The organism is Pseudorhizobium endolithicum, from assembly GCF_902153245.2.
GTDB classification, from domain to species: Bacteria; Pseudomonadota; Alphaproteobacteria; order Rhizobiales; family Rhizobiaceae; genus Neorhizobium; species Neorhizobium endolithicum.
In genome coordinates, this window is sequence record NZ_CABFWF030000007.1 from 14,392 (window position 1) to 18,203 (window position 3,812).

Annotated in this window: 2 protein-coding genes and 1 pseudogene; all 3 read left to right on the forward strand. The window is 59.4% G+C overall.

All coding sequences use genetic code 11. The features are described from left to right. On the forward strand, positions 1-850 hold an 850-nt coding region (locus tag RTCK_RS04505; protein WP_185927914.1), incomplete at its 5' end, for a HEPN domain-containing protein. A 1,010-nt stretch (positions 851-1,860) separates the two neighbouring features. Next, positions 1,861-2,415 (forward strand): hypothetical protein, encoded by a 555-nt coding sequence (locus RTCK_RS04510; RefSeq protein WP_142591914.1) that lies wholly within the window; start codon positions 1,861-1,863, stop codon positions 2,413-2,415. Between the two features lie 181 nt (positions 2,416-2,596). Further along, positions 2,597-3,812: pseudogene (locus tag RTCK_RS04515) on the forward strand (thiamine pyrophosphate-requiring protein); the annotation flags it as partial.

Below are 3,812 nucleotides of genomic sequence, written 5' to 3' on the forward strand. Positions count from 1 at the left end.
TACCCACATCCTGCGGGTAATCTTCGAGGAGTTCGACGAGTGGCAGAGAGGCAAGTCGGAGAAGAAGCGGCTGGGCAAGATCCTCAAGGTGATCCTGTTCGGCTCCTATGCTCGAGGCGATTGGGTTGAAGATCCGGAGAGTGGCTATCGCTCGGACTATGACCTTCTCGCTGTGGTCAACATCCACTCGGCGGCCGAGGAGGATGAAATCTGGCTGAAGATCGATGATCGGCTGGCGCTGGAGTATTCGGTCAAACAGACGATCAGCGCACCGGCAAAGGTGATCGCGCATGATCTGGCGGAGGTTAACGACAAGCTCACTCGTGGCCTGCCGTTCTTCGTCGATATCGCGAAGGATGGAATAGCGCTCTATGAAGAGCCGGGCCATCCAATGGCTAAGACTACGATGATCCGGGATGACGATCGCCGCGCGACAGCCACAGCATATTTTGAACGCTGGATGACTTCCGCAACGGACGCCTCAGCATTCGCAGAGTTTGGACTGAAGAATGGAAAATGGCGAGACGCAGCTTTTATGCTTCATCAGGTCACGGAGCGCCTCTACCACTGCACCTTACTCGTATCGACCCTCTACAGCCCGAAGTCCCATCGGCTCAAGTTCCTGCGCTCCACCGCCGAGCGCATCGAGCCTCGACTAATCGAGGCCTGGCCGCGGGATACCCGCTTCGCCCGGCGCTGCTTTGAGCGGCTTGATCGCGCATATGTCGATGCGCGCTATTCGCCTCACTATGAGGTGACGCAGGAGGAGCTCGACTGGCTTGTTGAGCGAATATCCGTGCTTCAGAGGCTTGTCGAAAAGGTGTGCCGGGAGAGGATCAGCGGCGAGTAACCGTCGGTCACGCCCAGCTCCTTCGTTACATGTGGCTCCGGGGATTCTGTGTCACGATGGACGAGCATCGGAGGGAAATCTAGATCGCGCTGGTCTCATGGGCACCTCTTCCCGTTACGTGACCCTCTGGCGCCAGCAGAGGAGCGTCTAGAGCGTAGCGATGTAGTTTACCAGACGCGGGTCGATCGGGTGCCGCTCCTATCGATTTGCAACAGCGGGCGTCGCGAAGAGTACGGCGGGCTGACTCTGTCTAGAATCGAGGCATCGTTTTATTGCGATGCCAATCTGACGGAGGCCGCCACACACAGCCACGAAAGGGCGAAGCCCGACGCAAACATGGGACGCCGCAAAGCGACCAGTCGATTCGGCGATCGCGGCACAACGGCATCGGCGTATGGAAGCCGGTGGTTGTCAAAATTTGAGGTCAAGGTGAAGTCGGGCCCAAAGTTAGCTATTCCTCAATTTCGCGGCGGGCCGATAACCGGGTATGCCCAAAGGGTGAACAAAGTATTGATCAAAGCCTATCTCCACTATTGATTGCGGCCCAGGGAACACTGGGGATTGCGCATCATGGCTATTGAAGATTCGCGCGTTCTTGATGCCGAGGTTGATGCTGACCCGCTGCGTCCGGACGAGGCAGATTTGAGCGTCAGACCGACGTGCCGGATGCTCCCGTCGTTCTTGCTCAGGCCGCAGACCTGCCAAAGACGGATCGCCTTCCGGCTCTGAACAAGCCAACAATCGGTATCGCGCAGAGAATGGGATGGTGCAACTTCCCGCGGGGATGTCGCTCGACGATATGCGGGTGGACGGCAACGATCTCATTCTGGTTCAGTGAGATTGTCATCCTCGACGGCGCACTGAAGATCCCCACCCTGATTGTCGGGGATGTCGAGCTGTCCCAACAGGTTCTGTTCGCCGCTTGAAGACAGCGGCATCACCGGGCGGCCGATCCGGACGGTTCCTACGGAGCCACCGGCACCCCGCCGAGCTCAGGCGCCGATTTTGAGATGATTGAGCAGCGGCAGGCTGAGGATATCGCGCTGGCCGAGCTCCTGGGATACACGAGCTTCGGCGACGCAGACGGTTTTAGCGGCAACGGCGTCGACGACGGTGAGCCATCGATCCTCTCCCCACTCACTCAGCCATTCATCCTGGACGAAGCTGTTATCGCTGATGGCGTTTCCGGCAATCAGAGCATTTCCGGCCGCTTGCCTTTCGAGCAGGGTCCGGATTTCGGCACCATCACTCGCGTTACCTTTACCGGCGCAACCAATCCGCGCGAAGAGGCTGCCGGCTTGCAGGCTCTGGCACGCTTCACTTCGGGCGGCAGCCCGATCACCGTCACCAGTTTTCCCGCCGCGAGCGACGGCAGTGTTTTCGATCTCGTTGCCATCGAGGGACGTGATGCCAACGGCAACCTTGTCTTCCAACTGACAATCGACAACAGGATCACCGGCGACTTCACCTTCGACCTGTTAGGCAAGCTCGGACCGGCTGACGGAGCCGGCCAACTATGGACGTTGGTGGCAATATTCGCGCCCCCGGGCGGGGTCGCAGAGTAACCAATTGAAGAGCTCGGCGCAGAGGGTCCCGGTTCCGACCGGCATCCGGCACAAAGGAGACCGCAACCGGAAGAATATCGTTCGCTCCGAGCTGCAATCAGTACGCTATGGACGAAAAGGAACTTCCAGGCCGCCGACCGGTTTGCCGTGCAACCTCACGATCCAAAAAGAGGGTGCTCCCATGTCCCAAACCGTCAGCGACTTTATCGTGTCTCGTCACCACCAATGGGGCGTTCGCCGGATGTTTGGCTATCCGGGTGACGGCATCAACCGGGTGTTCGGCGCGCTCAACCGTGCCGACGGCGCGATCGAGTTCATTCAGGCGAGACATGAGGAGATGGCGGCCTTCATGGCCGCTGCCTATGCGAAGTTTTCCGGTGAGCTTGGCGTCTGCATCGCGACATCGGGTCCAGGTGCCACTCACCTCGTCACCGGCCTCTATGATGCGAGGCTAGACCATCAGCCGGTCCTGGCGATCGTCGGGCAGCAGGCACGAGCCGCAATCGGCGGGCATTATCAGCAGGAGGTCGATCTCGCCTCGCTGTTCAAGGACGTTGCTGGCGATTTTGTTCATCAGGCATCCACCCCGGCCCAGGTGCGGCATCTGATCGACCGGGCGGTTCGAATTGCGATGGGAAACAGAACGGTAACGGCGCTCATCCTGCCAAACGATCTTCAGGATATGCCCTACGAAGAACCGGCTCGCGAGCACGGCACCTTGCATTCGGGAGTAGGCTATCGTGCGCCGAAGACGGTACCGCAGGACGCTGACCTCGACGCAGCGGCCGAAATCCTGAACCAGGGCAAGAAGGTCGCACTTCTGGTTGGAGCCGGAGCTCTTGGAGCCACAGATGAAGTTCTGGCTGTCGCGGACCGCCTTCAGGCGGGGGTCGCCAAGGCGCTTCTTGGGAAAGCCGTTCTTCCGGATGACCTGCCCTGGGTGACGGGATCGATCGGTCTGCTCGGTACTCGGCCTTCGTCGTACATGATGAAGGAATGCGACACCTTGCTGATGGTTGGGTCTGGCTTTCCCTATGCGGAATTCCTTCCGAAAGAAGGGTAGGCGAGGGCGGTGCAGATCGATATCAAGCCCGAGATGCTGTCGCTGCGCTATCCGATGGACGTCAATCTCGTGGGCGATGCAGCAGAAACCCTGAAATTGCTTCTGCCCCGGCTGCAGCAGAAGGAGTCGGACTGGCGTACTCAGATTGAGCGTAACGTGCGTGACTGGTGGGAGGTGTTGGAAAAGCGCGCGCAGGCGGAGGCAAGCCCCGTCAACCCACAGCTGGTGGCGTGGGAATTATCGTCGCGTCTTCCCGACAAGGTAATTATCACCAGCGACTCCGGCTCCTGCGCCAACTGGTTCGCGCGCGATGTGAAGATGCGCCGAGGCATGA